Genomic DNA, 14,703 nt, shown 5'->3' on the forward strand with positions numbered 1-14,703 from the left:
CACCGTCTCCTTGCCCTCGGCGATCTGCCGCCAAAATCGGCGCTGGTCACCACGCAACGGTCCAAGCCGGGACATCCACATCACCCATTTCAAATCAGGGTGTTGCGCTGACCCTTTGAAGCTGCCGCGGAATCCGGCTCCAGAATCGTCGATCTCCTGCACAACCGTTCCGGTATCCACAAGGCCCTCAGCACCGCGGGCTGGCAAGCCCCACGCTGGCTGCATGGACCTTGGCGATCAAGTACTTCGATCCGGCGGGATTGTGCCTACCCGGCGGTTGCGCGCGGCTGGTGTCAGCGATCACCAGATACGACAAGCCCTCCAACAACGCACGATCCATCGCGTTCGCAAGGGATGGGTCGCCGTCGCGGAGGTCGACCGCGAGATCGTCCAGGCGATCCGCGCTCACGGAGTGCTCACCTGCATCAGCGAAGCCGCTCGTCGCGGTTTGTGGTCAATGGACGACGGCCAGTTGCACATCGCCGTCCACAGCCATGGCGGCAGGATTGCGACCGCCGGTTGCGTGGCGCATTGGGCGACACCATGGGTGCCACGCGATCCAGATGCCGCCGTTGATCCGATCGAGAACGTGCTGGTCATGGTGGCCCAGTGCCAGTCTCGCGAGAACGCTGTGGCCACATGGGAAGGCGCATTCCGCCGCAAACTGGTGACGCCGGACGTCATGCGTCGGCTGGCGCTTCCACCTCGTGGCCGGGAAGTACTCAAGGTCGCGTCGCTCTGGTCCGACTCCGGCCTGGAGTCAATCGTCACGGACCGGCTGCGCTGGTTGAAGCTGCGGGTGGTGCCCCAAGCCTGGATCGCAGACCACTGGGTCGACCTCCTCATCGGCGACCGGCTCGTCGTGCAGATCGATGGCACGCACCACGTCGACGGCCAGCGGGAGGAGGACATCGCTCACGACGCCCGGCTTGCCCTTCTCGGGTACACCGTCATAAGGGTCAGCTACCTGCAGGTAATGAACGACTGGCCGACCGTGCAGCACCGCATCATGCTGGCGGTGGCACAGGGCCTACACGTCGCCTGACGAGCGCGAACGGCCAGCTGTTTGGCAGGTCATCGATGATTTTGGAGCCGTTTGCTCGCGAAACTCCCTGCAGAACCTCGATCGCTCCAGAATCGTGACGATCGACGACGGCGTCTGACCGCCCGGCCGGTCAGCTGGGGTTGTCGAACCCGAGCCGGCGGGCGTTGCGCTGACGCATCCGGGAGGACCGCAGCCGCTGTAGCCGCTTGACCAACAGCGGGTCGACTTCGAGGGCTGCCTGCTGATCGATCAGGTCGTTGAGGATCTGGTAGTACCGCGTCGCGCTCAGCCCGAAGGTCTCGCGGATCGTCTGCTCTTTAGCGCCGGGCTGCCGCCACCAGTCGCGCTCGAACGCCAGGATCTGCCGATCGCGCTCGGACAAACCGCTGGTGCTCGCGGGCTCCGCGGACGGTGTCGGGGCGTGCAGCGGCTCACTCATGGCACCGATGCTAGCCGCGAACTACACCGATGTCATTCAGGACCCGGAACAGACCTCGATCGATTCGCCTCTGGACATCACCGGCCGGTTCCCTCGCGGCCCGGAGAGCTGAACGATGCGATCCTCGAGCTGCGCCACCGCGATCACGTCGCCCGCGAAGACATTCTGTGAACCAGTCGCGACGACGTCGATCGCAGCGGGCGTCTCGCTGTTCAGCCGCACGGCGACATCCTTCACGTCCGCTCCGAACGCGACGACCACCTGGATGTCGTTGGTGCCGGTGATGTCCTTGAAACAGCTGACCGTTTGCGCTTGCGGCACCCAGTAATCGCCCACCGGGTGGGTCAGCGCCGCTGCACCGATGAGGAACCGCCCGGTGAACAGCAGAAGCCCGACGTAGACAGCGGCAACCACAAGGACGCCCGCGAGCCACGTCTGCAACCGGCGCGGCTGCGCGTCCCGGATGGAGGGGCGTGACTCGGTTCCAACCGTCACGCCACCAGTAGACCAGCGCAGCAGCCGTTCATGCAGGTTGTGCCGCAAACAGGGGTCACCACGCCACGACCGACACCCACTGCTGCAGGTTGTGCCGCAAACGGGGCGACTCAGGCCATCGAGTCCAGGATCGCGTCGATATCCGCTTCCGACGTCTTGGGGTTCACGATCGCGAACCGCGCCAGCGTCTCCCCCGCGTGTGACGTCGGGACCACGAAGCCCTGCTGCGACTCCAGCAACGTGTCCGACCACGCGTAGTAGTCCGCCGGCTCCCACCCCAGCCGCCGGAAGACCAGCACCGTGAGATCGGCACCCCGCACCGCCTCGACGTACGGCCGCGCGGCCACCTGCTCCTCGGCGTACCTCGTCACGGAGAGGGTTCGCTCGATCGCCGCGGTGTAGGCGTCCGTCCCGTTGGACACCAACGAGAACCAGAACGGCAGCCCGCGAGCGCGCCGGGTCAGCCCGATGCTGTAGTCGGTCGGGTTCCAGTCCTCGGCGTCGTTGAGGACATCGAGGTACGACGCATGCTGGGTGTGCGCGGCCCGCGCCAGGTTCGGGTCGCGATAGAGCAGCGCGCAGCAGTCGAACGGTGCGAACAGCCACTTGTGCGGGTCGACGATGAAGGAGTCGCAGCGCTCGATCCCGGCGTACCGCGCACGCACGGACGGGGCGGCCAGCCCGGCCCCGCCGTACGCGCCATCGATGTGCAGCCAGAGGCCGAACTCCTCGCAGACGTCGGCGACGGATGCCAGGTCGTCGATGATCCCAAAGTTGGTCGTGCCGGCGGTGGCGACGACGGCGAAGAAGTCCTCGGTGCCCTCGGCCTCCAGCATCGCGCGCAGGTTCTCACCCGTCAGCCGCCAGTCCTCGACGTCCACCGGGACCAACTCGGCGTCCATCACATCGCACGCTGACTGGATCGAAGAATGCGCTCCGGCGGTCGCGGCAACGCGGTAGGGCCGGCGGCCGGTGCGAGCGCGAGCCGTGGCCCGGGCCGCCACCAGCGCCGACAGGTTGCCGATGGTGCCGCCGGGGACGAAGACCCCGCCCGCGGCCGGCGGCAGACCCACCAGGTCGGCGATCCAGCGCAACGCCTGGTTCTCGGCGTAGACCGCGCCGGATCCCTCCAGCCAGGAGCCCGCGTAGATCGAGGACGCACCCACGACCAGGTCGAACATCGCCGCCTCGCGCGTCGGCGCACACGGGATGAAGGACAGGTAGCGGGGGTGGTCGATGGACAGGCAGGCGGGGCCGAGGTCCTCCTCGAACAGCCGCATCGCGGCCAGTCCACCGATCCCGCCGGCGGAGATGGCGCCCGCGGCAACGGTGTCGAGTTCTACCTTCGTGCGCGGGAAGTCCAGCGGCACTGGGTCCAGGGCCAGACGTTCCTTGGTGTAGCGCAGTACCTCGTCGCCGAGCGCTCGGGTGGTCTCGTCGAATTCGTGCACGCCCCGAAGTCTAGGTTTGACCTTGTGACCACGACCGCCCTGCCGCCGCACATCGACGCTTCGTGGGCACCCGCGCTCGAGCCGGTGGCGGACAAGATCGCCGGTTGCGGAGCTTTTCTGCGTGAGGAGATCGCCGCGGGTCGGGGCTACTTACCTGCGGGAGACGCGGTGCTGCGCGCCTTCCGGGTGCCGCTACCCGACGTACGCGTATTGATCGTCGGACAGGACCCCTACCCCACCCCCGGCCACGCGGTCGGCCTGTCGTTTTCCGTTGCGCCACAGGTGAAACCGCTGCCCGCGTCGTTGCGGAACATCTACCAGGAACTCGTCGACGACCTGGACGTGGACGCCCCCAGCACCGGCGACCTGACCCCGTGGGCGGAGCAGGGCGTCATGCTGCTGAACCGGGTGCTCACGGTGCGACCGGGCGAGCCGGGCAGTCATCGCGGCATCGGCTGGGAGCATGTGACGGCCGCCGCAATCGGCGCCCTCGCCCAGCGGGGTGGTCCGCTGGTTGCGATCCTGTGGGGGCGGGACGCCCGCAACCTGGCGTCCCACCTCGGGCAGGTGCCGACCGTGCAGAGCGCGCACCCCTCACCCCTGTCCGCACGCGGCGGCTTCTTCGGGTCGAAGCCGTTCAGCCGCACCAACGAGTTACTCGAGGCGCAGGGCGCCGACCCGATCGATTGGAGGATCCCGTGACCTGGTCCCGTTACGTCGCGATCGGTGACTCGTTCACCGAGGGCATGAGCGACCCGTCGCCCGACCTACCCGATACGTACGTCGGGTGGGCCGACCGCCTCGCGGCGCACCTGGCGTCGAAGGCGGCTGACGAGGGTCGCGACTTCGGCTACGCGAACCTCGCGATCCGTGGCCGGCTGCTCGCGGACGTCGAGGGCCCGCAGCTGGACGCGGCCCTGGAGTTGCAGCCCGATCTGGTCAGCATCGTCGGCGGGCCCAACGACCTGCTGCGCCCGGGCGCCGACGTCGACGACCTCGCCGACCGGCTGGAGGCGGCCGTGGCGAAGATCCGGGCGACGGGTGCTGACGTGCTGATGTCGACCACCGCCGACCCGGGATACGCGCCGCTGCTGAAGAGGATCCGACCCCGGACCTCCGTCTTCACCGCGAACATCTGGGGTATCGCCCAGCGGCAGGGCGCCTACGTGCTGGACATGTGGAACCTGCGGGTGCTGCGTGACCCGCGTCTGTGGGCGACCGATCGTCTGCACCTGACCACCGAAGGCCACCAAAGGGTTGCCGCGCAGGCCGCCTGGGCGCTCGGAGACCGTGACACCGAGCGGGATTGGGCAATACCGTTGCCGCCAGCACCTCCCCTGTCACGACTCGCGGCGGTTCGCGGGCACGCAGAGTGGGCTCAGGAATACCTTGGACCCTGGGTTCACCGCCGGCTCACCGGTCGCAGTAGTGGTGACAACGTGGCGCCGAAACGACCCGACCTGACCCCGATCGACCCGATCGACCCAGCAGATGGAGACATCGCATGAGCTACCTGCCCACCCGCGTCGCCGCAGCCGCTGCCGCAGGGACCGTCCTGCTCGCCGGTTGCAGTTCGACCTCGTCATCGCCGGCGACCAACACCGGGACCGGGACCGGTACCACCACCTCGACCGGCAAGAAGACGGTGACGATCCTGGCTGCCGCCTCACTGACGGAAGCGTTCAAGAAGATCTCCGCCGACGTGATGAAGCAGCACCCGGACCTGGACATCAAGATCAGCTTCGGCGCGAGTTCGACCCTCGCAACCCAGTTGAACAACGGTGTCGACGCCGACATCATCGCGCTGGCCGACGAGAAGTCGAAGACCACCATCACGCCGTCGCTGATCGAGGGCAAACCCACCCAGCTCTTCGCGACCAACCGACTGGAGATTGCGACGCCTGCCGGCAACCCGGCGCACGTGACCGGTCTTGCCTCCCTGAGCAGTTCGTCGATCGACACCGTGCTGTGCGCCAAGCAGGTCCCGTGCGGCCGGGCGGCGCAGACCGTGCTGACCAAGGCCAACGTCAACCCGCACGTCATCAGCTACGAGACCGACGTGAAGGCCACGCTGGCCAAGGTCAAGACCGGTGACGCAGACGCAGCGATCGTCTACCAGACCGACGTGTCCTCGGCGGGTTCGGCTGTGACCGGTGTTGTGATCCCGGCGGACCAGAACACCGTCACCAAACTGCCCATCGTGCAGTTGACCGACACCGAGGGAGCCAAAGAGTTCTACGACGCGGTCATCTCCATCGAAGGCCAGGACGTCCTGAAAAGCCTGGGCTTCGGGCAGGTCTGACCCGCGGCCGCTGTGGCCACCAGCCACGGGCGCAGCCCCTTTCGCAGCCCACTAGCGCTTCTGGCGCTAGTGGGCTTGGCGTTATTGGCTATTCCTCTGGCATCACTGCTGATTCGTGTTTCGTGGACAACCCTTGGACCCGATCTGCAGACCGCCGGCGCCAAGGACGCCATCTGGTTGTCGATCCGGACCACGTTGACGACCGTGGCGCTCTGTCTGCTCTTAGGTACGCCGCTCGCCTGGGTCCTCGCGCGTAGCGAGGGCCGGTGGGTGCCCTGGGTCCGCGCCGTCGTCACAGTCCCTCTCGTGCTGCCACCGGTCGTCGGTGGTGTGGCACTGCTCCTGGCGTGGGGACGGACCGGGGTCATCGGCGGACCGCTCTACGACTGGTTCGGCTGGCGACTGCCCTACAACTGGTCGCGGGTCGTGATCGCCGAGGTCTTCGTGGCGTTGCCGTTCTTCGTGCTCGCCGTGGAGGGTGCGATGCGGTCCCTCGATCCGCGCTATGACGACATCGCCTCGACGCTGGGCGCTACTCCGACAAGGACATTCAGCCGCGTCGTCATCCCGCAGGTACTGCCGGGGATCGCCGCGGGAGCCATGCTCGCCTGGGCCCGTGCGCTGGGTGAATTCGGCGCCACCATCACCTTCGCAGGCTCCTTCCCCGGCACGACCCAGACCGCTCCCCTGGCGGTCTACCAGGCGCTGGACGTCGACCAGAACGCGGCGACCGCGTTAGCGGTGATCATGCTGCTGGTGTGCGTGGTCGTGCTGGCTGCGTTGCGGGGGAAGTGGCTGCGGTGAGCGTCCTTCTCGACGGCCGGGTCGAGCAGGGCAGCTTCACCCTCGAGGTGTCGTTGCCCTTCGAATCCGGAACGGTCACCGGCATTCTCGGTCCGAACGGCTCGGGCAAGACGACTTTGCTCCGTGCGATCGCGGGCCTCACCCCGCTCACGAGCGGCACGCTGACGGTTGATGACTCCGACTGGACTTCGCTTGCGCCACAGGATCGTTCGGTGGGTCTGGTGCTCGCCGACCCGGTCCTCTTCCCGCACCTGAGCGCCACCGACAACGTGGCATTCGGACCGCGCTCGCGAGGTGTTGCCACGTCAACTGCGCGCCAGCGTGCGCTCGAAGAACTCGACGCCCTCGGCATCGCGGACCTCGCGTCCCGCAAACCGAAGGCCTTGTCGACCGGTCAGGCGCAGCGGGTCGCACTGGCTCGGGCTCTCGCGACCGACCCCGCCGTCCTGCTGCTGGACGAATCCCTCGCCGGCCTGGATCCGCAGACCCGGACCTCCGTGCGGGGTGTACTCGCTTCTCGTCTGGCCCATTTCGACGGCACCACGATCATGGTGACGCACGATGCCGTGGACGCGTTGACCCTCGCGGATGAGTTGGTGTTCCTGGAGGACGGGCGCCTGACCCAGCGCGGCACCCCGGCGCAGGTGTCGGCCGCTCCGCGATCGACGTACGCCGCGACCCTGGTCGGCCTCAATCTCCTGCCCGGCAACGCAACGGGTGACGGTGTCGTCGCCACGGGCCTCGGCGAGGTTCGCACCACCTCGGACGTGACCGGCGGGTGTTGGGTGAGCATCCGCCCCAATGCGGTGTCGCTGTGGCGCTCGCCTCCCGAGGGATCACCTCGCAACGCGTGGCAGATGACCGTGATCGGCGTCGAGGTACTCGGCCAGACCGCCCGGGTCATGCTGTCTGCGGGCGATGCTCGCCTCGTGGCCGAGGTGACCACGCTGGCGGTCAACGAGTTGGGGCTAATTGCTGGCGCCCAGGTATGGGCCAGCGTGAAGGCCACCGAGATCGACTGCTACCCGCGTTAGCCGCCCAACGGCAGGTGGCTGACCGAGAAGCCCTTGGCACGCAGTTGCGGCAGTAGCCAACTGATCGCATCGAGTTCGGCGTCGTTCACCGAGGTGCGGCCGTCGTGGGACAGGATGATCATCCCCGAAGACGGATGAGTGAGGACGGCCTGGCACTCCTGGCGGCTGCCGCCGGTGCGGTGCGACCACAGGACGACCTCCTCCAGGCCCGCCTGGTGCGCGGCCCACAGGACCGGGGCATCCAGGCGCCCGTACGGTGGTCGCATCCTTGTCGGGGCGACTCCCGTCAGGTCGGTGATGGCGTGGCGGGTCTCCGTCAGGATCCTGGCCAATTGGGCTGGCTCGAGGGTCGTCATATCGGTGTGGTCGCCGCCGTGGACGCCGATCTCGTGACCGGCGTCGTGCACCTGACGGACCACGTCCGGATGACCCTTGATGAACTCGTGCAGCATGAAGAACGTGGCGGTCGCCTCGTGGCGATGCAGGATGTCCAGGACCTTCGGCGTCCATACCGGTGACGGGCCGTCGTCGAAGGTCAGATGCGCAGTGTGGGTTGCCGGGGCGTCCGTGTGCCAGGTGACCCGCACATTCATCGGCGTGGTCACAGTGTCCGGCATCGGCGAGACGCGGTAGGTCGGCGAGCGGTACGTCACGACCTCATCAGTGGCGGCTGCCGTACCAGTGGCGGTCACAACGGCAATGCCGGTGCCACCGAGGATGGCCGCGCGCCGACTCAACCCCCGTCCGCGGCCCCCGTCAGCCTCCGGCGTGCTTTCCACCCGCGCAGAATATGCCCGCTATCGCAAAGCCCGCACACAGGTTTCTTATAACAGCGCGCAGCACCCGCCAGCTTTGCGATTGGTTGTCCCATCGAGGCGAGAATCGTGGGTCAACAAATCCCAAGGTCGAGCGAACTACCCACCCGTGAGCGCTGCCCGGATCGCGGCGGCGAAGGTGTCGACGTCTTCTTCGGTCGTGTCCCAGGCGCACATCCACCGGACCTCACCGGTGGTCTCGTCCCAGAAGTAGAACCGGAAGGTCTCCATCAACTTCAGCGACACCTCTCGCGGCAGGACCGCAAAGACCGCGTTCGCCTGCGTCGGCCGCGGCAGCGTCACGACATCGGCGACCGCATCCGCCAACCGCGCAGCCATCGCGTTGGCGTGCCGGGCCGAAGTCAAATAGAGGTCTTCCGACAGCAACGTGAGCAACTGCACCGACAGGAAGCGCATCTTGGACGCCAACTGCATGGACTGCTTGCGCAAGAAGACGATTCCGTGCACCGCAGCAGGATTCAGCACCACCACGGCCTCCGCACCGAGCAGGCCGTTCTTGGTGCCGCCGAAGGACAGGATGTCCACCCCGGTGTCGGTCACGAGTTGCGCCAACGACACTCCGAGCGAAGCCACCGCGTTGCTGATCCGCGACCCGTCGACGTGCAACACCAGGTCGTGCGCATGCGCCCACGCCGCAACCTGGCGGATCTCCTCGACCGTGTAGGCCGTCCCCAGTTCGGTGGTCTGGGTGATCGACACCGCGCCGACCGGCGCCCCGTGTTCGTCACCCACCCGCAGCGGGAACGCGTCGAGCAACGCCGGCGTCAGCTTCCCGTCGGGAGTGGGAATCGTCTTCAGCTTCAGGTGCCCCACACTCTCCGGCGCGGCTCCTTCGTCGACATTGATGTGCGCCGTCTCCGCACAGATCACCGACTCCCAGCGCTGGGTGACCGCCTGCAGCGCAATGACATTCGCACCGGTGCCGTTGAAAACGGGGAACACCTCGACCGGCCCCTCGAACAACTCCGACATCCGGTCGCGCAATGCGGCGGTGTAGTCGTCCTCGCCGTAGGCCACCTGGTGGCCGCCGTTGGCCGCGGCCAGGGCGTCGAGCACCTCGGGATGGACTCCGGCGTAGTTGTCACTGGCGAAACCGCGCGCCGACGCGTCGTGCAGGGAATTCATACCGACAAGGTCACCACACGGCGCCGTTGATCTCGGCAGCGGGCCGGTCCCACAACCCGACCAGCTGTGCCGCCAGGTCATCGACATCGGTGAAGTTGCGATACGCCTTCGACGGATTCGCCTCGCGCATCTGCGCAGTCACCAGCGCCATGATCCGGATCACCGACGCTGCTGCTGCCGGGTCGTCCGAGGAATGTGCGAACGAGTCGGCCACCGACCGGGTCCAGGATTCGGCGGCCGCCTTCGCCGCGGCGTACGGCGCATTGGTCGCCGTCGGCTTGGCCACCGAGGTCGACGACACGATGGCCAGGCGACCCCGCGGGCTGGCCACCAACGCGTCGTGCAGCGCCCGCGAGGTGTGCTGCAAGGTACGAATCAGGTTCTCGTGCAACCAGTCCCAGTCGGCCAGGTCCGTCTCGACGATCCCCTTGCCGCCGCGCCAACCGCCCACCAGGTGCAGCAGACCGTCGACGTGGCCGTAGGTCTCGACCAGTTCGTGCCCCCACGCCAGGGTGGCGGCCTCGTCGGTGAGATCGACCACCGACGGTACGACGCCCGGCCCTTCCAGCGCCGCGAGGCGTTCCGCTGAGCGCCCGACCGCGACGACCGTTGCGCCAGAAGCCGCCGCGGCCCGGGTCGTGGCACGACCGAGATCACCGGCCGCGCCGGCAACGACGACGACCAGACCGGACAGATCCGTCACGCCGCGACAACCTGCGGGGCCAGGCTGACGCCCGTGATGCCGCGGGTCGAATTGATCACCGGAGCCATCTTCTTGCGCAGCGACTCGTAGAAGACGTTGAGCGGGAACTCATCGGGCTGCACCAGATCCACCAAGGCCTTGACCGGGCCGTCGAGCGGCAGGCTGGCGGCACCCTTCGCCCACGCCGACGCGGGGTGCGGCGCGACGTACGCGGTGACGAACTCGTACGACGCCAGCCAGTGCCCGACGCGCGAGCGGTCGATCCCGGTGCGGTAGAGCGTCTCGACCTCTTCACACAACTGCACGATCACCGACGGCACCCGGCGCCAGTCGAAGGACAACCGGTTGTCGGTCCAGCGCAACGCGTCGTGCTTGTGCAGGTAAGCGAACATCAGCTGGCCACCCAGCCCGTCGTAGTTGCGCACCCGGTCCCCGGTGATCGGGAAGCGGAAGAGCCGGTCGAAAAGCACTGCCAACTGGACGAATCGGGCGTAGGGCTGGCCCTCCTCCTCCAGGAGGACGGCCTGGCGGAAGGTGTTCAGGTCGCAGCGCAGTTCTTCCAACGCGTACATCCAGAACGGCATCCGCTGCTTGATCATGAACGGGTCGAACGGCAGGTCACCGTGACTGTGCGTGCGGTCGTGGATCAGGTCCCACATCGCGAAGGTCTCCTGCGCCAGCGACTGTGAGGCGAGCAGCCGCTCGGCATCCGGCGGCAGGTCCAGCGACAGCAGCGACGACGCCGCGGTGACGACCTCGCGGAAACGCGCACCCTCGCGGTCACAGAAGATCGCACCCCAGTGGAACTTCGGAACCTCCCGCACCGCAACGGTTTCGGGGAAGAGGACCGCTGAGTTGGTGTCGTAGCCAGGGGTGAAGTCGATGAAGTTGACCGGCAGGAACATCGTGTTGTCGTAGGTGGCCTCGACCTGCCCCAGCCAGTCCGGCCACATGACCTTGATCAGCAGCGCCTCGAACACCCGGTCGGGGTTGCCGTTCTGGGTGTACATCGGGAACAGCACCAGGTGCTCGACGCCGTCCTCGCGGCACAGGTCCGGACGGAAGAGCACGAGGGAGTCCAGGAAGTCCGGCTTGCCGAATCCCTCGTCACGCCAACGAGATAGGTCACCCGGCAGAGCAGCCAGGTAGTCCGCGTCGTGCGGGAACTGCGGCGCGAGTTCACCCACCCGGTCGATCATGATCTGGACGAGCTCGGCCGCCCGGGACACGTCGTACGTCGATAAATCGATCGAACCGTCCTTGGCCTGCATCAGGCGCAGCTCCTCGACGGCATCCTTCAGCGCGAACCAGGCCGGGGATGACGCGATCTCGCTGTGCTCGACGGGCGCAGCGGGCGCGCGACCGGCGGCCGACGCCCAGGTCACGACGTTGCTCCAGAAGCGTTTGTGGTCCAGCTCGGCGATGCTGTCGTCACCGACCAGATCCGAGTCGGCCAGGACGACGACCCGCCCTGCGTCGACCCGGGCGGCAACGGCGAGCGCCTCCCCCGCGGGGTACGCCGAGGCGCTGCTCCGCGCCAGAACCGTCACGTCCGCGTCGGCGGAGGTTTCGATCACGCCGGCGCGGTAGAAGCACAACTCACCGACCCCGGCCAGAAGTCCTTGACCCAGTCCCCCGGCGACCTCGCCGAGCACCCAGGTCGCGTTGCCCTGGTGGCGGTGGCCACCGTCGGCGCTCTCGTGCACCAGCGTGCTGCGCACGTGCAGATCGAAGCGGGCCAACAACTCGTTGACGTTGTTGCCATGGGTGTCCTGATCGCACTCGGCGAGCACGACCAGGCCGCCGCCGGCACGCACGAACGATTCGATGGCGTCCAGCTCAGCGGCGTCGAAGACCGGGGACAACGCCCCGGCGACACGCTCCGAGGCGGCCTGTGCGGGGTGGGCGATCACGTAGACATCGGCAACCCGCAGTTGGTCGGCAGTGACGGCGCCCCCCTCGCGCGCCACGACCTGCAGGCCACGGGCGCGCAGGGCATCAGCGGCCAGATGCAAAGAGGCGTCGGCGGGGTTGGCCGGGTTCATGGCGGCGGCCTGTGCGCGGTCCAGGGCCCAGGCGCTGCTGTGCGCCTGCTCGACCAGGACGGTGGGGAACTCACTCATGACGACCTCCGGGGTTGACGACGGTTGACGACTCGCGCCACGACGCGCGGAGAATTTGCGGTAGAGGCCAGGCTACTCAGAAATACTTACGGAATACTAACGCTGACCTAACACTTTATGTCCAACCGCCCGCTGCGTCGGCGGGAGGAAGCTCACAAACAACGAAGAACTATGGACCCGGCGGCGACCCCTAGACTGGGCCGCATGTCTTTGAACGTTCTACAAGTTGTCACGGTCAGCACCCGCCCCGGCCGCATCGGCGGCCCCATTGCCGACTGGTTCGTCGAGGCCGCTCGCGAGCACGGCGGGTTCGAGGTGGACCCGGTCGACCTGGCCGAGTTGGACCTGCCGATGATGAACGAGCCGAACCATCCGCGACTGCAGCAGTACACCCACGACCACACCAAGGCCTGGGCGGCGCGGGTCGAGCGCGCGGACGCCTTTGTCTTCGTGTCTCCCGAATACAACTTCGGCATCGCGGCACCGCTGAAGAACGCGCTGGACTACCTGCAGAAGGAATGGGCCTACAAGCCGGCGTCCTTCGTCAGCTACGGCGGCGTCTCCGGTGGCCTGCGTGCGGTGCAGATGGCCAAGCAGGTCATCACCACCCTGGGCATGTACGCCATCCCGCAGCAGGTCATCATCCCGTTCGCGATGAAGCAGATCGAGGACGGCGTCTTCACGCCCAACGACGAGCAGGCTGCTTCGGCGACCATCGTTCTGGACGAACTGCTGAAGCTGACCGACGCCCTGAAGCCGTTGCGCCAGGGGTGACCTACCGCGTCAGGCGCGGGACGACGTACGCCAGATGTTGATGCCGGCGTCCACGGCGTGCTGGTCGATCTGCGCCAGCTCGTCCGGCCCGAAGTCCAGGTTGTCCAGCGCGCCCAGGTTGTCCTCCAACTGCTCCACGCTCGAAGCGCCGACCAGCACCGAGGTCACCCGGTCATCGCGCAGCGCCCACGCCAGCGCCATCTGCGCGAGGGACTGACCACGCGCCTCGGCCAGCTTGTTCAGCGCCTTGACGTGCTTGATCGACTCCGGCTTCAGCAGCTTGGGATCCAGCGACTTGCCCTGGGAAGCCCGCGAGCCCTCCGGGATCCCCTTGAGGTACTTGTCGGTCAACATCCCCTGCGCCAACGGCGAGAAAGCAATGCAGCCAACGCCGTTGGCGCCGAGCACGTCCAGCAGGTCCTCCTCGATCCACCGGTTCAACATCGAGTACGACGGCTGGTGGATCAGCAGCGGAGTGCCCAGTTCGCGCAAGATCGCGAGGGCTTCGCGGGTGCGGTCTCCGGAGTAGGAGGAGATCCCGATATAGAGCGCCTTGCCCGCGCGCACCGCCGAATCGAGTGCACCGAGGGTCTCTTCCAGCGGGGTATCGGGGTCGAAACGGTGGCTGTAGAAGATGTCGACGTAGTCCACGCCCATCCGCTGCAGCGACTGGTCCAGCGACGAGAGCAGATACTTGCGCGAGCCGCCGCCCTGCCCGTAGGGGCCCGGCCACATGTCGTAGCCGGCTTTGGTGGATAGGACCAGTTCGTCGCGGTAGCGCTTGAAGTCCTGGGCGAAGATCGTGCCGAAGTTGCGCTCGGCGCTGCCGTAGGGCGGTCCGTAGTTGTTGGCCAGGTCGAAGTGGGTCACCCCGAGGTCGAACGCGCGGCGCAGCGTCGCCCGCTGCCGTTCGAGCGGGACATCGTCACCGAAGTTGTGCCACAGGCCGAGGGAGACCGCCGGCAGTTGCAGACCACTGCGTCCGCACCGTCGGTAGGTCATCTGGTCGTAGCGTCCGCGCAGGGCCTGGTAATCGTCACTATGCATGGTCACGGTCGCCAGTCTGCCCCTTCCCAGGGACGTACTAGCATCGAAGGTGCCGACAGAAGGAGCATGCGATGGACGAAAACCCGATTGCCCCGATGAGTGACGATGAAGCCTGGGAAGCCCTGCGCCAGCACGAATTCGGTCGCCTGGCCTTCCACCTGCTCGACGAAGTGCACATCGTGCCGATCAACTACGCCGTCGATGCCGGCAAGCGCATCATCTTCCGGACCGCCGAGGGGTCGAAACTGCTCGGCATGGCGATGAATTCCGACGTCGCCTTCGAGATCGACCAGTACGACGACGACAACGCCTTCAGCGTGATCGCCCGTGGTCAGGCCACCACCCTGGAGGGCAGCGCGGCGTACGTCGCCGATGACCTCCCGCTGCGCCCCTGGGTCCCCACGGCGAAGTTCAACGTCGTTGCCATCGAGGTGACTGAGATCAGCGGGCGGCGGTTCCATCTCGACAAGCCGTGGACCCACATACACATCAGTTGAGACGGGAAGGCTCACTGACGAGCCGACG

The 14,703-nt window shown here is 67.1% G+C and carries 16 protein-coding genes; 8 read left to right on the forward strand and 8 right to left on the reverse strand.

Going from position 1 to position 14,703, the window contains the following annotated elements:
* Positions 1 to 223: 223 nt before the first annotated feature.
* The gene (locus AZH51_RS07920; protein WP_291523039.1) at positions 224 to 1,045 is read left to right on the forward strand and encodes an endonuclease domain-containing protein; all 822 of its coding nucleotides are present in this window, start codon (positions 224 to 226) and stop codon (positions 1,043 to 1,045) included.
* A 130-nt stretch (positions 1,046 to 1,175) separates the two neighbouring features.
* Here AZH51_RS07920 and AZH51_RS07925 read toward each other — a convergent pair whose 3' ends face one another.
* The 3 genes from AZH51_RS07925 to AZH51_RS07935 form a co-directional block, all read right to left on the reverse strand.
* A complete protein-coding gene (locus tag AZH51_RS07925) occupies positions 1,176 to 1,484 on the reverse strand; it encodes a DUF3263 domain-containing protein (RefSeq protein ID WP_291523041.1) in 309 nt (102 codons plus the stop codon).
* A gap of 36 nt (positions 1,485 to 1,520) precedes the next feature.
* Entirely contained in the window at positions 1,521 to 1,979 is a 459-nt protein-coding gene (locus AZH51_RS07930) for a hypothetical protein (protein ID WP_291523043.1), read from the reverse strand.
* A 110-nt stretch (positions 1,980 to 2,089) separates the two neighbouring features.
* The gene (locus AZH51_RS07935; protein ID WP_291523045.1) at positions 2,090 to 3,430 is read right to left on the reverse strand and encodes a pyridoxal-dependent decarboxylase; all 1,341 of its coding nucleotides are present in this window, start codon (positions 3,428 to 3,430) and stop codon (positions 2,090 to 2,092) included.
* A 24-nt stretch (positions 3,431 to 3,454) separates the two neighbouring features.
* On the opposite strand from AZH51_RS07935, the gene AZH51_RS07940 reads away from it, so the two are divergent.
* The 5 genes from AZH51_RS07940 (at position 3,455) to AZH51_RS07960 (ending at position 7,570) form a co-directional block, all read left to right on the forward strand.
* Complete coding sequence (locus tag AZH51_RS07940) at positions 3,455 to 4,132, forward strand: uracil-DNA glycosylase (protein WP_291523047.1); 678 nt, start codon at positions 3,455 to 3,457, stop codon at positions 4,130 to 4,132.
* Entirely contained in the window at positions 4,129 to 4,938 is an 810-nt protein-coding gene (locus AZH51_RS07945) for an SGNH/GDSL hydrolase family protein (protein WP_291523049.1), read from the forward strand. Before AZH51_RS07940 ends, AZH51_RS07945 begins: the two co-directional genes overlap by 4 nt.
* Entirely contained in the window at positions 4,935 to 5,732 is a 798-nt protein-coding gene (modA, locus tag AZH51_RS07950) for a molybdate ABC transporter substrate-binding protein (protein ID WP_291523051.1), read from the forward strand. The genes AZH51_RS07945 and modA overlap by 4 nt, the downstream gene beginning before the upstream one ends.
* Before the next feature lie 84 nt (positions 5,733 to 5,816).
* The gene (gene modB / locus AZH51_RS07955) at positions 5,817 to 6,536 is read left to right on the forward strand and encodes a molybdate ABC transporter permease subunit (protein WP_291523053.1); all 720 of its coding nucleotides are present in this window, start codon (positions 5,817 to 5,819) and stop codon (positions 6,534 to 6,536) included.
* On the forward strand, positions 6,533 to 7,570 hold the full coding sequence (locus AZH51_RS07960; protein WP_291523055.1) for an ABC transporter ATP-binding protein: 1,038 nt from the start codon (positions 6,533 to 6,535) through the stop codon (positions 7,568 to 7,570). The genes modB and AZH51_RS07960 overlap by 4 nt, the downstream gene beginning before the upstream one ends.
* Here the strand turns inward: AZH51_RS07960 and AZH51_RS07965 are convergent.
* From AZH51_RS07965 to AZH51_RS07980, 4 genes are all read right to left on the reverse strand, one after another.
* Complete coding sequence (locus AZH51_RS07965; protein WP_291523056.1) at positions 7,567 to 8,349, reverse strand: polysaccharide deacetylase family protein; 783 nt, start codon at positions 8,347 to 8,349, stop codon at positions 7,567 to 7,569. The two genes, AZH51_RS07960 and AZH51_RS07965, sit on opposite strands and share 4 nt — an antisense overlap.
* Before the next feature lie 135 nt (positions 8,350 to 8,484).
* Positions 8,485 to 9,531 (reverse strand): low specificity L-threonine aldolase, encoded by a 1,047-nt coding sequence (locus AZH51_RS07970; RefSeq protein ID WP_291523058.1) that lies wholly within the window; start codon positions 9,529 to 9,531, stop codon positions 8,485 to 8,487.
* A gap of 10 nt (positions 9,532 to 9,541) precedes the next feature.
* Positions 9,542 to 10,234, reverse strand: a complete 693-nt coding sequence (locus AZH51_RS07975; RefSeq protein ID WP_291523060.1) for an SDR family NAD(P)-dependent oxidoreductase — start codon at positions 10,232 to 10,234, stop codon at positions 9,542 to 9,544.
* On the reverse strand, positions 10,231 to 12,357 hold the full coding sequence (locus AZH51_RS07980) for a DUF6421 family protein (RefSeq protein ID WP_291523062.1): 2,127 nt from the start codon (positions 12,355 to 12,357) through the stop codon (positions 10,231 to 10,233). The genes AZH51_RS07975 and AZH51_RS07980 overlap by 4 nt, the downstream gene beginning before the upstream one ends.
* 204 nt (positions 12,358 to 12,561) lie before the next feature.
* On the opposite strand from AZH51_RS07980, the gene AZH51_RS07985 reads away from it, so the two are divergent.
* On the forward strand, positions 12,562 to 13,131 hold the full coding sequence (locus AZH51_RS07985) for an NADPH-dependent FMN reductase (protein ID WP_291523064.1): 570 nt from the start codon (positions 12,562 to 12,564) through the stop codon (positions 13,129 to 13,131).
* Between the two features lie 9 nt (positions 13,132 to 13,140).
* On the opposite strand, the gene mgrA is transcribed toward AZH51_RS07985, so the two are convergent.
* The gene (gene mgrA / locus AZH51_RS07990) at positions 13,141 to 14,178 is read right to left on the reverse strand and encodes an L-glyceraldehyde 3-phosphate reductase (protein WP_291523182.1); all 1,038 of its coding nucleotides are present in this window, start codon (positions 14,176 to 14,178) and stop codon (positions 13,141 to 13,143) included.
* A gap of 71 nt (positions 14,179 to 14,249) precedes the next feature.
* Here mgrA and AZH51_RS07995 point away from each other — a divergent pair, with 71 nt between their 5' ends.
* Positions 14,250 to 14,675, forward strand: coding sequence for a pyridoxamine 5'-phosphate oxidase family protein (locus AZH51_RS07995; RefSeq protein ID WP_291523066.1), 426 nt, complete (start codon positions 14,250 to 14,252; stop codon positions 14,673 to 14,675).
* The last annotated feature ends 28 nt before the right edge of the window (positions 14,676 to 14,703 follow it).

It is taken from the genome of Branchiibius sp. NY16-3462-2 (assembly GCF_001594145.1).
In the GTDB taxonomy this organism is placed as follows: Bacteria; Actinomycetota; Actinomycetes; order Actinomycetales; family Dermatophilaceae; genus Branchiibius.

Coding starts and splice junctions, on each gene's coding strand:
- AZH51_RS07920 (WP_291523039.1), top strand. CDS start 224: ATGGACCTTGGCGATCAAGTACTTCGATCCGGCGGGATTGTGCCTACC.
- AZH51_RS07925 (WP_291523041.1), bottom strand. CDS start 1,484: ATGAGTGAGCCGCTGCACGCCCCGACACCGTCCGCGGAGCCCGCGAGC.
- modA (WP_291523051.1), top strand. CDS start 4,935: ATGAGCTACCTGCCCACCCGCGTCGCCGCAGCCGCTGCCGCAGGGACC.
- AZH51_RS07970 (WP_291523058.1), bottom strand. CDS start 9,531: ATGAATTCCCTGCACGACGCGTCGGCGCGCGGTTTCGCCAGTGACAAC.
- AZH51_RS07980 (WP_291523062.1), bottom strand. CDS start 12,357: ATGAGTGAGTTCCCCACCGTCCTGGTCGAGCAGGCGCACAGCAGCGCC.
- AZH51_RS07985 (WP_291523064.1), top strand. CDS start 12,562: ATGTCTTTGAACGTTCTACAAGTTGTCACGGTCAGCACCCGCCCCGGC.
- mgrA (WP_291523182.1), bottom strand. CDS start 14,178: ATGCATAGTGACGATTACCAGGCCCTGCGCGGACGCTACGACCAGATG.
- AZH51_RS07995 (WP_291523066.1), top strand. CDS start 14,250: ATGGACGAAAACCCGATTGCCCCGATGAGTGACGATGAAGCCTGGGAA.